Raw genomic sequence first — 14,524 nt, 5'->3', positions numbered from 1 at the left:
CGAACCCTGCCATGAGCACGTCGAAGTGCCCGACACGTGCTTCGACGTCCGTGGGGCCGGGAGCCGTCAGCGAAACAAGGACGAAGGTCCCCTGCTCACCCGGGATGGGAGCGAGGTAATCGACCGTTGTCGTTGACACCTCGACGTCGGCGTTGTCTGCGACGAATCGGTTCAACGCCTCCAGCGAGCGCTGGGACGGCGCGGAGAGGAGACCGATCCCGGTGGCAGGGGCCCTGCGGCGCGGAGTGCTGCTCCGGCAGTCTCGCTGACTTCCTTCCGAGCACGGATCATCTTGCCCGCGGGGAAGTCGACGACCCGCGCGTCACCCGAGTCGCTGAGCGCCTCTGCGAAGACCTCGAGCGGCAGGGCGCCGACGGTCACGCCGAAGTGCGCCACGGAGACCGAGAAGCTCATCGGCAGCCGGACACCGCTGACCTCGCCCTCGAAGGAGTACATGTCGACCGCTCCTGCGTCGGCGGCGGCGCCGAAGGACTGGCGAAGGTCGTCTCTGAGCCGGCGTCTGGCGATGGCACCGTCCGAGTCTCCGAAGCGCCCGCGCGGGATCGTCCGCTCGACCATCTGGTCGACGACGTGGTCGAGGTCGCCGGAGAGACGGGTCCGGATCCACCCTTCCGGGAGTTGCAGGCGGTAGCCGGTCACAGAGAGCCGACCTGCACCGACGTCGCGTTCTTCCAGTAGTTGCCGGAGAAGAGGTCGCCGAGGTCGTCAGCAGCGTCGACGACGCCGTCGTAGATGCCCTTCGCCCCGAGTACCGAGGCGGTCACGGCTGGGAGCAGGATCTTCGGCAGCATCTCCTGAGCGATCGGCCCTCCGCTCGCAAGCCGGCTGATGAGCACCGGCGCGATCGCACCGTTGGTGAGCGTGTTGTCGAAGAACTTGACCAAGGCCTTGTCGCCGACCGCTGCCGCGCTCGCTCGCAGTTCGGCGTACTTGGCAGAGAAGACCGGTCCCTCCGGGATGCCGGCCGCTCGCGCGCTGTTCGCTGCTCCGCGTGCGCCGGACTGCAGGGTCGACCGTGTCAAGGCCGGTAGCGCGGACGCAGCAGTCTTCGCGGCTCCGAGGCCCACAGCGGACGCCGCGACGCCGACGGCCGCCCACGCCACATCCGATGCTGTGGCGTCTCCGGCGGCGGCCTGCGTTGCAGTGATACCGAACGTCAGACTCGCCACGACGAGGCCGGCGACGGCGAACGCGATGAGGTTGACGCCCGGGATCGCGAAGGCGACGATGACCGCGGCCACCACGAGGACGAGGGCGACCACGTTCAGGATGCTCTTGATCGCCTCGAGCACCCCCTTGGCATCGTGGATCGCCTGCTTCACGTGGTCGAACCAGCCGTCCTTCATCCCGTCGTCCGCACCGTCCCGGATGCGGCTCGCGACGCGGTCGGAGAGGTCCCCGTACTCGCCTGCCAGCCCGGACGGGCCAGCGATCCGGTGGATGATCGCCTTCGCCGCGTCGATGTCGCCCTGCGCCGCACTCAGCGCGCGGTCCTGCGCGTCGACCTGGTCCTGGTGGTCCGGGCTGTCGGCCTCGGCGGTGATCGTCTGGTTCGCCGCCGCGCGGTGCGCATCCCGCGCGTCCTGCGCCTGCACCAGGGCCGCGTCGGCCTCGCGCTGGAGCCCCTCGAGCCCGTTCGCCCAGTCGTCGAGCGCCGCGGCGAGCTGGGTGTAGCGCCCCTTCGCCTTCTCGATGGCGCCGGCGAGGTCACCGGCCGAGTCGCGGAACTTCGTACCCGACTCGCTCTCCCAACCCTCGCCGTCCTTGAGGGAATTGAGGCGGTTGACCTGCTCGGTGATGGCCCGTTCGATCGAACGAGCGCCCGATGCGGACTGGCGGATCTCCGTGGGATCGCCCGGCACCGGGTCGATCGGCAGGTCGACGGCGCTCCAGTCGGTGGGACGCGCCATCAGCTGTCCTTCCCGAGGATCTTGTTGGCGAGTTCGACCTCGGTCTGCGTGAAACCGTCGTGTGCGCTCTCAGCCATCTCGGCGACCGCCTTGATGGACTCCTGGAGTCGCCCCCGGCGGATGTCCCAGTTGCTGGCGAACTCGTCGATCGCACTGACGATGGTCGACGAGCCGACCCCGGACTTGTAGTCAGCAGCAGTCGAGGCGACGTGTTCGAAGTCGCCGTGCAGCCTCGATAGATCAGCTGCCAGGCCGCCGATCATGTCGAGATCGAGTTTGAGCGTGCCGCCCACGGTCCCCCCGTTGGTCAAGTCGTCGTTCGAAGCGTGTGCTGCCGGAGCAGCGAGAACGGTGGCCGGCATCCGAAGACGCCGGCCACCACCGTTCCGAGCCGGTCTCAGCCGATGCTGGACGCGAGCTGCTCGTCGGTCGACTCGAGGGTGTTGGCCGCGCTCTCGAGGAACCCGGCCATGCCGTCGATGGCCTGGATCGTCTGCGTCGCGCCGGAGTTGAACTCCGAGTACGTCGAGTCGAACGCCTTCGAGGACTTGTCGGTGACGTAGCCGGACGAGACGAGGTTGTCGATCTGGCTCTTGAGCTGGCTCAGCTGGTCCTCGATGGCCTTCTGGCCGTTGCGAAGCTGCGAAGCCTGGTTGCGAAGATCGTCGTAGGTGACGTTGACGTTGGCCATGGCGCATGCCCTCCCGATGCGTATGTGAAGTACCGGGCGACCCCCGGCGCGATTCGACCATACTGGATCGCGTTGCATCTCGCACCACTTCTGAACAATCACCAGAACGAGGGGTACACGGTGGCTCGACGCCGGAAGGACGACGACACTCCGAGACGTCCGGTCGTGACGCGTGCCGACGTCGAGCGCGACCGACAGGCCGGGTACCTGTCCCGGGCATGGGTGCTGCCCGCGGCTCCGGTGTCGGACGACGAGCCGGACGCCGTCGTCCGGACCGAGCAGCCGCTGCCGACGATCGGCATCGTGCCGCGACTCGTGCTCGAGGTCGCGCCGGGCACCGTCGTGCCGCTCGACCAGCCGGTCGTCGTGGGACGACGCGTCCCGACCGCGCCGGGGCGACGAGCCGTGCTGCTCGACGACCCGGGGAAGTCGGTGTCGCGCGAGCACGCCGCGATGCGGCCGACGGGGGACGGCGGCCTGGTGGTCGAGGACCTCGGATCGTCGAACGGCACGGTGGTCGTCCGCGCCTCCGGTGCCCAGGAACCGAGCGTGGGCGGTGCGCAGGTCATCGCCCGGCCCGGTGACGTCGTGATGGTGGGGGACTACGCCGTGCGGGTACTCGCCGGCTGAGCAGCAGCAGCAGCGCCAGCAGCAGCACGAGCAGCAGTGGCGTGTCGCCCGGCCGTCCGCCGCATCGCCCGCAGCAGCAGCGGACCCGGCAGCCGCAGCAGGGCCCCGGGCAGGACCGACCGCACCCAGCTGACCACGGCGACCGTGCGCTGGAACCGACGGTGCTCGCGCGGCCCCCACGGGAACCCGTAAGCGGTCCGCAGCCGTTCCGGCAGCATCCCGACCGTGACGATCCGGACGAGCGGCATCGCGGCACGCACCCAGAACGGCGCGAAGCGCGGGTGGAGCAGGTCCCGCACCACGCCGCGGGCGTCGTCGGTGACCTCGAGCCGCTCGAGGGCGTCGGCCCAGTACTCGTCGAAGGCCGCGACGGAGGTCGGCCAGCGCTCGGCGGGCACCCGCAGCGTCGTCGCGATCGGGGCGTACGCGGCGAGTACGGCCTCGGCGCGTTCCGCCGTGACGGGCGCACCGAACAGGTCGTGCGCCCGACGAGCCGAGTCGAACAGGGTCGCGGCCACCCACAGCTGCCGGTCGACGTCGTCCGCGCCGGTCACGGGCGCATGGGCCCGGTTCACGAAGCCGGCGGCGATCGCGGCGTCCCGCTCCGTGCCGGAGACGACGGCGTACACGAACATCAGGGTGTGGGCCAGCCGCTGCTGCGGTCGTCGTGCGAAGTCCGAGTGCCGGCGGACGCCAGCCGCGACGACCGGGTCGGCGATCTGCAGCAGGATGGCACGGCCGCCAGCGGCCACGGGCGTGCTGTCACCGAGGAACCGACGCAGGCTGCGGTCGTGGACGTGACCGGACGACGGACGGGAGGTGGGCCCCACCAGCCGGTTCCGGCGCACCGCGCCAGCGGGGTGACGGCCGTGACTGGAGGGACATGGCGGGCCCGGCACCGGGCCTCCAGGCTGCGGGGTGGTCACGACGCACCCCGTCGGCGTCGCGCCCGCAGGACGGGGACGAGATCAGCGGCGATCGCCGCGACGAGCGTGATCGCGCCGGTCGCGAGGGCGGTCACCAGGTACGTGCCGTCGACCCGGACGGCGCCCGTCAGGGCGAGCAGGGTCGCGACGAGCCAGATCGCGGGGAGCGGCCAGAGGCGGCTCGGTGCTCCGGTGACGACGGCTCCGACCACCGCGACCGCGAGGAGCGGGACCCACCGTCCTGCCGGCTCGGACTGCGCGGCGAGGTGTGCAGAGGCCGCGACGAGCAGCATCGCCGCGATCGCCACCAGCCGGGCGGCCGACGGCGTGCTGCGGACGCTGGCTCGGACGCGACGGAACACGGCCCGATGCTACGGGCCGTGTTCCGCGGATCCCTGGGGATCGCTGGTCAGGGAAGCGGATCAGAGCGGCTTGGTGCCGAGGTCGTCACCCAGGTCCGGCCGGTCCTCGTCGGCGTCGTGCTCCCACAGGTCGGGCGAGCCCTCGCGCGGGGAGCCGCCGGTCGGACCGTCGTCGGTACCGTCACCGGGCTGCGGCTCGACGGTCTCGCCGGCGACGGCGTCGTTCGTCACGGTCTCGAGGGACTCCTCGGACTCGTCCACCTCGTACGGGCCGACGTGCTCGCGGTCGATGTCGTCGTCGCGGCGCTGCTGGGCCTCGAAGTCGTCGACGGGGCTGATGCCGGGATCGCTCATGGTGTCCTCCTGGGTGTGGGTGGTGCCGGGTGTCGGATGGTGTTCAGGCGCTGACGAAGTGGACGTCGCCGGAGCCGAGCGCGAGCTGCTCCGCCAGACCCTTCTCGTCGGTCGCGCCCCAGCGTTCGGCGATCTTGCCGTCACGGAACTTCGAGACCTGGATGCCGCGGACCTCGAAGGTGCGACCCGTCGGCGCATGGCCCTGGAACGGACCGGTGTGGGTCCCGCGGATCGTGAACACCGCGGTGATGTAGTCGTCGGTGACGACGAGCGGGTCGGGCTCGAGCGTGAGGTCCGGGAACGCGGTGGTGAACTCGGTCCAGAAGTCGACGATCCCCGCGAGGCCGGGCTGCTGGTCGGGCGCGGGGTCGTGGTCCACGACGTCTTCGGCCCACACCTCGGGGAAGCGGTCGAAGGCGCGCGCCTCCAGGATCTCGCCGAGTCGTTCCTGCGCCTGCTGGTTCCGTTCCGCGGTCATGCGGGGTCCTTCCGTCGGGGTCTTCTGGTGTACGCCGGTCCCCCTGGGACGACCCGGAACGCCGAGGGAGTTCACCTCGACGTCACCTGCTCGTCACGAGGGACGTGCACACTGCCGGTGCTCGGGGAGTGGAGCGCGGTCGCCGACGGGTGGTCGAGCGACCGCGCCTTCCCCTGCGTCCCGCGCCGCCCGTTGTCTCGACGTCCATGTCACCGCGCTAGGCTGCGTGACGGCCGTTGTCTCGACATCGAGCGACCCTCGATGTGGAGTGCGCGACCGGGAAACCGATGCCGATCGCACGAACCGTGCGGGAAGAAGAACAGCGTGGATCTTTTCGAGTATCAGGCCAGGGACCTCTTCGAGTCCTACGGCGTCCCCGTCCTCCAGGGGATCATCGCCGACACCCCGGAAGAGGCGAGAGCGGCGGCCGAGAAGATCGGTGGCGTCGTGGTCGTCAAGGCCCAGGTGAAGGTCGGTGGGCGCGGCAAGGCCGGCGGCGTCAAGGTCGCGAAGACCCCCGACGAGGCGTTCGAGCACGCGCAGGCCATCCTCGGGCTCGACATCAAGGGCCACACCGTCAAGCGCGTCATGATCGCCCAGGGCGCGGACATCGCCGAGGAGTTCTACTTCTCCGTGCTGCTCGACCGGGCCAACCGCTCCTACCTCTCGCTCACCAGCGTCGAGGGCGGCATGGAGATCGAGCAGCTCGCGGTGGAGAAGCCCGAGGCGCTCGCGCGCGTCGAGGTCGACCCGCTCACCGGGATCGACGCGGCCGCCGGCCGTGCGATCGCCGAGCAGGCCGGGTTCCCGGCTGAGCTCGTCGACCAGGTGGCCGACGTCTTCTCGAAGCTCTACGACGTCTACAAGGGCGAGGACGCCACGCTCGTCGAGGTGAACCCCTCGTCCGCACCGGCGACGGCCAGATCCTGGCGCTCGACGGCAAGGTCTCGCTCGACGAGAACGCCGACTTCCGCCACCCCGCGCACAAGGACCTCGAGGACTCCGCGAGCGAGGACCCGCTCGAGGCCAAGGCGAAGGCCCACGGCCTGAACTACGTGAAGCTCGACGGCCAGGTCGGCGTCATCGGCAACGGCGCGGGCCTCGTCATGTCGACGCTCGACGTCGTCGCCTACGCCGGTGAGCGGCACGGCGGCGTCAAGCCCGCGAACTTCCTCGACATCGGTGGCGGTGCCTCGGCCGAGGTCATGGCCAACGGCCTCGACGTCATCCTCGGCGACCCGCAGGTGAAGAGCGTCTTCGTGAACGTCTTCGGCGGCATCACCGCCTGCGACGCCGTCGCGAACGGCATCGTCGCCGCCCTCGGCATCCTCGGCGACGCGGCCACCAAGCCGCTCGTCGTGCGCCTGGACGGCAACAACGTGGAAGAGGGCCGACGGATCCTGGCGGAGGCAGCGCACCCGCTCGTCACCGTCGCCGCGACCATGGACGACGCGGCCGAGCAGGCCGCCGAACTCGCCGCTGCCGCGGCCTGAAGGGACTGACCATGTCGATCTTCCTCAACAAGGACTCCAAGGTCATCGTCCAGGGCATCACCGGCGGCGAGGGCACCAAGCACACTGCACTGATGCTCAAGGCCGGCACCCAGGTCGTCGGTGGCGTCAACGCCCGCAAGGCCGGCACCACCGTCACCCACGGTGACGTGTCGCTGCCCGTCTTCGGCACCGTGCGCGAGGCCATCGACACCACCGGTGCCGACGTCTCCATCGTCTTCGTGCCGCCGGCCTTCGCCAAGGACGCCGTGCTCGAGGCCATCGATGCCGCGATCCCTCTCGTCGTCGTCATCACCGAGGGCATCCCGGTGCAGGACGCCGCCGAGTTCTGGGCGCACGCCAAGGCGCTCGGCGGGAAGACCCGCATCATCGGCCCGAACTGCCCCGGCATCATCACCCCGGGGAGTCGCTCGTCGGCATCACCCCGGCGACGATCACCGGCAAGGGCCCGATCGGCCTCGTCTCGAAGTCGGGCACCCTGACCTACCAGATGATGTACGAGCTGCGTGACCTGGGCTTCTCGACCGCCATCGGCATCGGCGGCGACCCGGTCATCGGGACGACGCACATCGACGCGCTCGCCGCGTTCGAGGCCGACCCCGAGACCGAGGCCATCGTGATGATCGGTGAGATCGGTGGCGACGCCGAGGAGCGCGCAGCCGAGTTCATCAAGGCGCACGTCACGAAGCCGGTCGTCGGCTACGTCGCGGGCTTCACCGCTCCCGAGGGCAAGACGATGGGTCACGCCGGGGCGATCGTGTCCGGTTCCGCCGGCACCGCCGAGGCGAAGAAGCAGGCGCTCGAGGCCGCAGGCGTGAAGGTCGGCAAGACGCCGTCCGAGACCGCTGCGCTGCTGCGCGAGGTCGTCGCCGCCCGCTAGCGACCATCGCCCGGCACACGGTCGGGACGAAGCCGGGAGGCTCGGTGCGGCTTCCGCGCCGAGCCTCCCGTCGTTCGGGGTCGGCTCACGTATCCTCGCTGCGATGAACCGCCTGGGAACCGCTCTGCTCGCCGCGATCGAGGCGGTCGTGACGGTCGGCGTCGGCATCGGGATCGCACTGGTCCCGCTCACGCTGCTGTGGGGCTTCGAGTACGGCCTGCAGATCGACTGGGACGTGTTCTGGAAGGCCACCGGCAGCGTCTGGCTCGTCGGCCACGGTGTCGACGTCTCGTTCCTGCTCGGGTCCGCGCTGGCGAAGAGCTCGGGGGTCAGCGGTGCCGCCGACCCGATCCACGTGACGCTCGCGGCACTCGGCTTCGCGGTCGTGACCGCCTGGCTCGGCGCCCGTGCCGGTCGACGCTTCGCGGAGACCGAGCACCGCACCACCGGCCTGCTGGTCGGGACGGCGGTCGTCGCGGCGCTCGGGCTCGGCGTCGCGCTGTCGTCGACCTCCGCAGCCACGCAGCCCACGATCTGGCAGGCCGTGGTCCTGCCTGCCCTGTGGTTCGGGATACCGGCGCTCATCAGTTCGGAGGTCTGCCGACGCCGGCGGGACCTGCCGGCGGACCCCGCCACCCAGCGTGTGCTCGACCTGCTCGACCGCGTGCCCCTGCTCTGGCGTGCGATCGCCGGGTTCGGTCTCCGCGCCGGAACCGCCGCCACCGCAGTCGTCGTCGCGTTCGCCGGAGTCGTCGTCGCGCTCCTGCTCTTCACCTCGTTCGCCGAGGTCATCACCCTGTACGAACAGTCCCACGCCGGCGTCATCGGCGGCATCGCCCTCACCGTCGGACAGCTCGCGTTCCTGCCGGACTTCGTCGGGTGGGCGACGTCGTGGCTGATCGGCCCCGGGTTCGCCATCGGCACCGGTTCGAGCGTGTCCCCGATCGCCACGACCCTCGGGCCGATCCCCGGACTGCCGGTGTTCGGCGCACTGCCGGCCGCTGGTCACACCTTCGGCCTGGTCTGGATCCTGGTACCGGTGATCGCCGGCTTCGCGATCGGCGGCTCGATGCGCCCGCGACTCGTCCGCGCGCTGGGGAACGCCGACTCCGCACTCCACCGAGCGCTCGCCGGTGTCGCGACGGGCGTCGTCGCCGGTGTGCTGACCGGGCTGATCGCCTGGGTGTCGTCCGGATCGTTCGGCCCCGGACGACTGGCCGACGTCGGCCCGCACGCCCTGGTGGTGGGGGCTTCGCCGCGCTCGAGATCGGCCTGCCGGCGGTCATCGCCCTCGCCGCGGGCAGCGACCTCGTCCGCCTGCCGGACCGGGGCTGGACACGAGAGCGCTGGACCGAGGCGGACGACGACGAGGCCGTTCGCGGCGGTGCTGACGCGGGGGCGGGCTCGCTGCTCGCCGCGCTCGACCAGGCCGGCGCGGGACGGACCACGGACGTGCACCGGTTCGTGGTCGAGGAGTCCCACGACGGGTCGACCGCTGCTCGCTCGCGCGCCACTGTGGACAGCCCGACGGAACCGATCGCCGACGAGCCGGTCGTGCCTGCGCCCATCGCAACGCATCGGACGCCCCCGCAGGACCCGGACCACGACGTGGAACTGCCGGCCTGGGCGAAGACCGACGCCGTCGCTTCGGAGCGCCTGGCCGACGAGAGCCCGAGTGAACCCCGCTCGTCGGGACGTGCCGCGATGGGTGCCCTGCGCGATCGACTGCACGGTGTCGCCGACGGTGCGCGCGAACGGGCTGGTGGACTCCGCGAGCGAGCCGGTGGACTCCGCGACCGCGCCGGTGGACTCCGCGACCGTGTGACCGGTGCCGACGCCGTCGCCGAGCAGCAGCGCCCGGTGCCCGCTCCGGAACGGCCCGCCACGTCGACGTCCACGCCCGACCACACCGACGCGCAGCCGGCGTTCCCGTGGAGCACCGAGGAGTTCGTCGCCGGACGGGACGACGTCGACGACGAACCGGCCGCACCCGAGGCCGCCGCCGCTTCCACCCCGTCGGCCCGGCCGACGAACTGGGACGTCACCGACCAGATCCCCGACGAGGAGCTGCCCTGGTGGCGCCGCCCGAAGGGCGATCGCTAGCGCCGACGTCACCACCCGCGGGTCCCGGTAGGGTTGGTGCCGTGCTCGAACTGGTCGTCCTGATCTCCGGTACCGGGTCGAACCTCCGAGCCCTGCTCGAAGCGACCTTCGACGCCGAGTACCCCGCCCGTGTCGTCGCCATCGGTGCCGACCGTGATGCCGAGGGCCTCGGTCTGGGCGAGGAGTTCTCGATCCCGACCTTCACGGTGCCGTTCTCGCGCTACGAGACCCGCGCCGAGTGGGGACAGTCCCTCGCCGAGCAGATCCGACCGTGGTCGCCCGACCTGCTCGTGCTCTCCGGCCTGATGCGCCTGCTGCCCCCGGCCGTGGTGTCCGAGTTCGCTCCGGGCATCATCAACACCCACCCGGCCTACCTGCCCGAGTTCCCCGGCGCCCACGGCGTGCGGGACGCCCTGGCCGCCGGCGTCACCGAGACCGGCGCGAGCGTCATCGCGGTCGACGACGGCGTGGACACCGGCCCGATCCTGGCCCAGGAGCGCGTCCCCGTGCTCCCGGGCGACTCCGAGTCGACGCTGCACGACCGCATCAAGCCGGTCGAGCGCCGCCTGCTCATCCAGACCATCCTCGACATCGCCAACGGCACCACCGACCTGAAGGGCACCCCGAGCGCATGAGCGTGCACGCAGCCGACCCCAGCCTCTACCGCGACCGTGACGTGGTGCCGGTCCGCCGCGCACTCATCTCGGTGAGCGACAAGTCCGGCCTGCTCGAGCTCGCCGGCGCCCTCGCCGAGTCGGGTGTCGAGATCGTGTCGACGGGGTCCACCGCCCAGACCATCCGCGACGCCGGGTACGCCGTCACCGACGTCGCGAGCGTCACCGGGTTCCCGGAGTCGCTCGACGGCCGGGTCAAGACGCTGCACCCGTCGGTGCACGCCGGTCTGCTCGCCGACCTGCGGCTCGAGTCGCACGAGCAGCAGCTCGCCGACCTCGGGATCGCGGCGTTCGAGCTCGTCGTCGTGAACCTGTACCCGTTCGTCGAGACGGTGGCCTCCGGCGCCGACACCGCGACCGTGGTCGAGAACGTCGACATCGGCGGCCCCGCGATGGTCCGTGCGTCGGCGAAGAACCACCCGAACGTCGCGATCGTCGTCTCGCCGTCGTCCTACGCCGAGGTCGTCGAGGCCGTCCGCGCCGGCGGCACCTCGCTCGAGCTCCGCAAGCGTCTGGCGGCCCAGGCGTTCGCGCACACCGCGGCGTACGACACCGCGGTGGCGTCCTACTTCGCCAGCGACGTCGTCGCGGCCGCTGCGGCGCCGACGACCAGCGGCGACATCCAGACACCCGGCGCGTTCGATGAGCACCTCGGCTTCACCGCCGACCTGTCGGCCACGCTCCGCTACGGCGAGAACGCGCACCAGGCCGCCGCGCTGTACACGAGCACCGACGGCGCCGGCATCGCGCAGGCGACGCAGCTGCACGGCAAGGAGATGTCCTACAACAACTACGTCGACGCCGACGCGGCCGTCCGTGCAGCGTTCGACTTCGACACCCCCGCCGTCGCGATCATCAAGCACGCCAACCCGTGCGGCATCGCGATCGCCCCGGCGGACGCCGCCGACCCGATCGCCTCGGCCCACGCCGCCGCGCACGCCTGCGACCCGCTGTCGGCGTTCGGTGGGGTCATCGCCGCGAACCGTCCGGTCACCGTGGCGATGGCGGAGACCGTGAAGGACATCTTCACCGAGGTCGTCGTCGCCCCGGGCTTCGACCCCGAGGCGCTCGAGATCCTGTCGCGCAAGAAGAACATCCGCCTGCTCACGCTGCCGGCCGACTTCGCCCTGGCGCCGCGCGAGGTCAAGCAGATCTCCGGCGGCTTCCTGGTGCAGGACGCCGACCGCTTCACGGCGTTCGACCAGTCCACGTGGACCCTGGTCGCCGGCGAGCCCGCCGACGACCAGACCCTCGCCGACCTGGCCTTCGCGTGGAAGGCGAGCCGTTCGGTCAAGTCGAACGCCATCCTGCTGGCGAACCAGGGCGCGAGCGTCGGGGTCGGCATGGGCCAGGTCAACCGGGTGGACTCGTGCCACCTCGCGGTCAACCGTGCCGGTGACCGCGCGACCGGCAGCGTCGCGGCGTCCGATGCGTTCTTCCCGTTCGCCGACGGCCTGCAGGTGCTGCTCGACGCCGGTGTGCGCGCGGTGGCCCAGCCCGGTGGCAGCGTCCGCGACGACGAGGTCATCGCCGCAGCGACGGCCGCTGGGGTCACGATGTACTTCACGGGTGAGCGCCACTTCTTCCACTGAGGCGAGCACCGGTTCGTCCACTGAAGTGAACAAATCGCGGCACCCTATTGCGCGCTGAGAGTCTCTGTGAATAGTCTGTAAGGCTCCGCGACAGGCAGCCGACGATCCTCCGGGACCGGTGGCACCGCGGACACAACGGTGACGAAGACGACGACTGGAGTGACGATGGACAACATGACCGGAACCGTGGCGACGGCCGCCCGTGCAGGTCTCGTGTCCGTCGTGGGGACCACTCCCGCACGGCGATCCCTGATCGCACCGCGACTGCGCGTCGCGGCCGCCGTCTAGCCAGGCCGTTCCCACGGCCTCGCGGCGCCGCACGACGAGCGTCCGCGAACCACCCGCCTGAACCCGGGGGACGAGTGTCTCCCGGTGCCCTCCGGCCCGACCGACGTCACGCGAGTGACGGCGGAGGCGCGACCACGCGCCCGGCCGATAATCACCACGCAACGCCACACCGAGCCTCCAGGTCGAGGCCGCGCACGCACCGCACGCCAGCAGCAAGCAAGCAGCAGGCGGCCAGGGCGCAGCGCGACCCGGGGACCCGGCAGACGCATGAGGACGCAACGCATGTCCAAGTCGCCCACCACGGCGCGCCCGTCCACCTTCCGCGCGATCGCGCGGATCCACCCCTACGTGAAGCCCTACCAGGGGCGCCTCATCGGCGGCATGGCCGCAGCGATGGGAGCCTCCTTGGTGGCGCTCGCAATCCCCTACGTCCTGCAGTGGCTCGTCGACGGTCCGCTGTCATCGAAGGACGGCGCACAGATCTGGCCCGCCGGCCTCGGCGTGCTCGCCCTCGGTGTGCTCGAGGCGTTCTTCATCGCCTCGCGCCGCCGGATGGTGATGCGTCCCTCGACGCGGATCGAGGCCAGCATGCGGAACTCGCTGTACGCGAAGCTGCAGGACCTGCCCGTCGCGTTCCACGACCGGTGGGAATCGGGGCAGCTGCTGTCCCGTTCCGTGTCGGACCTGTCGCTGATCCGCCGCTGGCTGGCCTTCGGTGTCGTCCTGCTCGTCGTGAACGTCGTGACGATCGTCGTCGGCTTCGTCGTGCTGTTCACCTTCGGGTGGCTGCTCGGGCTGATCTTCCTGATCGCGTCGATCCCGCTGTGGATCAACGGGCTGCTGTTCGAGCGTCGGTACTCCGTCGTCGCGCGCCGCAGCCAGGACCAGGTCGGTGACCTCGCGACGAGCGTCGAGCAGTCGGTGCACGGCATCCGCGTGCTCAAGGCGTTCGGCCGCGGCGGGTCGAAGCTCGAGGAGTTCAGCGAGCAGGCCGAAGCCCTGCGCGGCACGGAGATCAAGAAGGCGAAGGCCATCGCGAGCATCTGGCTGTGGCTACTGCTCGTGCCGGACGTCGCGTTCGCGCTGTGCTTGCTCGCCGGCATCTGGCTGGCGTCGCAGGGCGAGATGACCGTCGGTCAGCTGTTCGCGTTCTTCGCGACGGCGACGGTGCTGCGGTTCCCGATCGAGTCGATCGGCTTCCTGCTCTCGATGACGTTCGACACCCGCACCGCGGTCGACCGCTTCTTCGAGGTCATGGACTCCGAGAACACCATCACGGACCCGAAGGACCCGAAGACGATCGCGGAGCCGCACGGTGCACTGTCGTTCAACAGCGTGCACTTCCGGTACCAGGACTCCGCGCCGCAGTACCCGGACCTGATCAACGGCGTCGAGCTGCAGCTGCAGCCGGGCGAGACCATGGCGCTCGTCGGACTCACGGGCTGCGGCAAGACGACGCTGCTCTCGCTGGTGCCGCGCCTCTACGACGTGACCGGCGGTTCGGTGACGATCGACGGGGTCGACATCCGCGACCTCACCCGCGAAGAACTGCGACGTCACGTCGGCGTCGCGTTCGAGGACGCCACCCTGTTCTCGACGACGGTGCGGCAGAACGTGCTGCTCGGTCGTCCGGACGTCGAGGGTGACGAGGCCGAGGCGCTCATGCGCGAGGCCCTCGACATCGCGCAGGCGTCCTTCGTGGACGACCTGCCCGACGGCGTCGACACCCGCGTCGGTGAAGAGGGCCTGTCGCTGTCCGGTGGACAGCGACAGCGTCTGGCGCTCGCCCGTGCGATCGCCGCGCGGCCGTCGGTGCTCGTGCTCGACGACCCGCTGTCGGCGCTCGACGTCGACACCGAGGCGCGGGTCGAGGCCGGCCTCCGCCGCGTCCTCGCCGAGACGACGTCGCTCATCGTGGCGCACCGTCCGTCGACGGTGACGCTGGCCGACCGGGTCGCCCTGATGGAGAACGGCGTCATCACCGCCGTCGGGACCCACCACGACCTGATGGCCACCAACGAGCACTACCGCTACGTCATCTCGTCGCTCGACGACGATGACCAGGTCGCACGACAGGAGGCGATGGCATGAGCCAGCAGACGGA

At 70.8% G+C, this 14,524-nt stretch carries 14 protein-coding genes and 2 pseudogenes; 8 read left to right on the top strand and 8 right to left on the bottom strand.

Annotated elements, in window-relative coordinates:
* Positions 1-171: 171 nt before the first annotated feature.
* From JN350_RS01145 to JN350_RS01130, 4 genes are all read right to left on the bottom strand, one after another.
* Positions 172-660: a hypothetical protein gene (locus JN350_RS01145; protein WP_205463294.1), complete on the bottom strand. Its 489-nt coding sequence runs from the start codon at positions 658-660 to the stop codon at positions 172-174.
* Positions 657-1,931 (bottom strand): hypothetical protein, encoded by a 1,275-nt coding sequence (locus JN350_RS01140; protein ID WP_205463293.1) that lies wholly within the window; start codon positions 1,929-1,931, stop codon positions 657-659. Before JN350_RS01140 ends, JN350_RS01145 begins: the two co-directional genes overlap by 4 nt.
* Entirely contained in the window at positions 1,931-2,242 is a 312-nt protein-coding gene (locus JN350_RS01135) for a hypothetical protein (protein ID WP_146250618.1), read from the bottom strand. Before JN350_RS01135 ends, JN350_RS01140 begins: the two co-directional genes overlap by 1 nt.
* Positions 2,243-2,328: 86 nt before the next feature.
* Complete coding sequence (locus JN350_RS01130) at positions 2,329-2,622, bottom strand: WXG100 family type VII secretion target (RefSeq protein WP_111089241.1); 294 nt, start codon at positions 2,620-2,622, stop codon at positions 2,329-2,331.
* A gap of 165 nt (positions 2,623-2,787) precedes the next feature.
* Here JN350_RS01130 and JN350_RS01125 point away from each other — a divergent pair, with 165 nt between their 5' ends.
* Positions 2,788-3,252 carry an FHA domain-containing protein gene (locus tag JN350_RS01125; protein WP_205463292.1) on the top strand — a complete coding sequence of 155 codons (465 nt, stop codon included), beginning with the start codon at positions 2,788-2,790 and terminating at the stop codon, positions 3,250-3,252.
* On the opposite strand, the gene JN350_RS01120 is transcribed toward JN350_RS01125, so the two are convergent.
* The 4 genes from JN350_RS01120 to JN350_RS01105 all read right to left on the bottom strand — a co-directional run bounded on the left by JN350_RS01120 (position 3,225) and on the right by JN350_RS01105 (position 5,372).
* Entirely contained in the window at positions 3,225-4,082 is an 858-nt protein-coding gene (locus JN350_RS01120) for an oxygenase MpaB family protein (RefSeq protein WP_205463291.1), read from the bottom strand. The two genes, JN350_RS01125 and JN350_RS01120, sit on opposite strands and share 28 nt — an antisense overlap.
* A 92-nt stretch (positions 4,083-4,174) precedes the next feature.
* A complete protein-coding gene (locus tag JN350_RS01115; protein WP_205463290.1) occupies positions 4,175-4,540 on the bottom strand; it encodes a hypothetical protein in 366 nt (121 codons plus the stop codon).
* A 60-nt stretch (positions 4,541-4,600) separates the two neighbouring features.
* The gene (locus JN350_RS01110) at positions 4,601-4,894 is read right to left on the bottom strand and encodes a hypothetical protein (protein WP_111085347.1); all 294 of its coding nucleotides are present in this window, start codon (positions 4,892-4,894) and stop codon (positions 4,601-4,603) included.
* A 43-nt stretch (positions 4,895-4,937) separates the two neighbouring features.
* Positions 4,938-5,372 (bottom strand): ester cyclase, encoded by a 435-nt coding sequence (locus JN350_RS01105; RefSeq protein WP_123340960.1) that lies wholly within the window; start codon positions 5,370-5,372, stop codon positions 4,938-4,940.
* A 324-nt stretch (positions 5,373-5,696) separates the two neighbouring features.
* On the opposite strand from JN350_RS01105, the pseudogene sucC reads away from it, so the two are divergent.
* The 7 genes and pseudogenes from sucC to JN350_RS01070 all read left to right on the top strand — a co-directional run bounded on the left by sucC (position 5,697) and on the right by JN350_RS01070 (position 14,511).
* Positions 5,697-6,865: pseudogene (gene sucC, locus JN350_RS01100) on the top strand (ADP-forming succinate--CoA ligase subunit beta).
* Between the two features lie 11 nt (positions 6,866-6,876).
* Positions 6,877-7,763 (top strand): annotated as a pseudogene (sucD, locus tag JN350_RS01095) (succinate--CoA ligase subunit alpha).
* A 103-nt stretch (positions 7,764-7,866) separates the two neighbouring features.
* Entirely contained in the window at positions 7,867-9,588 is a 1,722-nt protein-coding gene (locus tag JN350_RS01090) for a cell division protein PerM (RefSeq protein ID WP_205463289.1), read from the top strand.
* Positions 9,585-9,866 (top strand): hypothetical protein, encoded by a 282-nt coding sequence (locus JN350_RS01085; protein ID WP_205463288.1) that lies wholly within the window; start codon positions 9,585-9,587, stop codon positions 9,864-9,866. Before JN350_RS01090 ends, JN350_RS01085 begins: the two co-directional genes overlap by 4 nt.
* A 41-nt stretch (positions 9,867-9,907) precedes the next feature.
* Entirely contained in the window at positions 9,908-10,501 is a 594-nt protein-coding gene (gene purN / locus JN350_RS01080) for a phosphoribosylglycinamide formyltransferase (RefSeq protein ID WP_111085342.1), read from the top strand.
* Positions 10,498-12,132, top strand: a complete 1,635-nt coding sequence (gene purH, locus JN350_RS01075) for a bifunctional phosphoribosylaminoimidazolecarboxamide formyltransferase/IMP cyclohydrolase (protein ID WP_123671462.1) — start codon at positions 10,498-10,500, stop codon at positions 12,130-12,132. Before purN ends, purH begins: the two co-directional genes overlap by 4 nt.
* 570 nt (positions 12,133-12,702) lie before the next feature.
* Positions 12,703-14,511 (top strand): ABC transporter ATP-binding protein, encoded by a 1,809-nt coding sequence (locus JN350_RS01070; RefSeq protein WP_205463287.1) that lies wholly within the window; start codon positions 12,703-12,705, stop codon positions 14,509-14,511.
* Positions 14,512-14,524 lie beyond the last annotated feature (13 nt).

Source organism: Curtobacterium sp. 24E2 (assembly GCF_016925595.1).
Taxonomy (GTDB): domain Bacteria; phylum Actinomycetota; class Actinomycetes; order Actinomycetales; family Microbacteriaceae; genus Curtobacterium.
The sequence above is the reverse complement of the archived record's forward strand: the minus strand, read 5'-3'. Positions and strand labels throughout refer to the sequence as shown.

What these genes read in the sequence shown, in the direction of transcription:
- JN350_RS01140 (WP_205463293.1), bottom strand. Translation starts at nt 1,931, where the DNA reads ATGGCGCGTCCCACCGACTGGAGCGCCGTCGACCTGCCGATCGACCCG.
- JN350_RS01130 (WP_111089241.1), bottom strand. Translation starts at nt 2,622, where the DNA reads ATGGCCAACGTCAACGTCACCTACGACGATCTTCGCAACCAGGCTTCG.
- JN350_RS01110 (WP_111085347.1), bottom strand. Translation starts at nt 4,894, where the DNA reads ATGAGCGATCCCGGCATCAGCCCCGTCGACGACTTCGAGGCCCAGCAG.
- JN350_RS01105 (WP_123340960.1), bottom strand. Translation starts at nt 5,372, where the DNA reads ATGACCGCGGAACGGAACCAGCAGGCGCAGGAACGACTCGGCGAGATC.
- JN350_RS01090 (WP_205463289.1), top strand. Translation starts at nt 7,867, where the DNA reads ATGAACCGCCTGGGAACCGCTCTGCTCGCCGCGATCGAGGCGGTCGTG.
- purH (WP_123671462.1), top strand. Translation starts at nt 10,498, where the DNA reads ATGAGCGTGCACGCAGCCGACCCCAGCCTCTACCGCGACCGTGACGTG.
- JN350_RS01070 (WP_205463287.1), top strand. Translation starts at nt 12,703, where the DNA reads ATGTCCAAGTCGCCCACCACGGCGCGCCCGTCCACCTTCCGCGCGATC.